This is a genomic window from Noviherbaspirillum autotrophicum, from assembly GCF_000818395.1.
In the GTDB taxonomy this organism is placed as follows: Bacteria; Pseudomonadota; Gammaproteobacteria; order Burkholderiales; family Burkholderiaceae_D; genus Noviherbaspirillum; species Noviherbaspirillum autotrophicum.
In genome coordinates this window covers 1,645-2,092 of record NZ_JWJG01000022.1, presented here as the reverse complement: position 1 = coordinate 2,092, position 448 = coordinate 1,645, and the positions used below count along the sequence as shown (strand labels likewise).

1 protein-coding gene is annotated in these 448 nt (G+C 67.2%); it reads left to right on the top strand.

Going from position 1 to position 448, the window contains the following annotated elements; translation table 11 throughout:
- Positions 1–448, top strand: a 448-nt coding sequence (locus TSA66_RS25970; protein WP_332309921.1) for a uroporphyrinogen decarboxylase family protein, incomplete at both ends; no start/stop codon positions are given.

The window sequence follows — 448 nt, the reverse complement described above, 5'->3', positions numbered from 1 at the left end:
GTTCCTGCGCGCCTTGCTGCGCCAGCCGACCGATTACACGCCGCTGTGGCTGATGCGCCAGGCAGGACGCTACCTGCCCGAGTACTGCGCCACCCGCAAGCGCGCCGGCTCCTTCCTGGGCCTGGCAAAAAGCCCCGACTACGCCACCGAAGTCACCCTGCAGCCGCTGGACCGCTACGCGCTGGACGCCGCCATCCTGTTTTCCGACATCCTCACCGTGCCCGACGCCATGGGCCTGGGCCTGTATTTCGCCGAAGGCGAAGGCCCCAAGTTCGAGCGCCCGCTGCGCGACGAAAAGGCAGTCATGGCCCTGCAAGTGCCGCCGCCGGGCGCGCTGCAATACGTGTTCGACGCCGTCACCCAAATCCGCACCGAATTGAACGGCAGGGTGCCGCTGATCGGTTTTTCCGGCAGCCCCTGGACGCTGGCCTGCTACATGGTCGAAGGC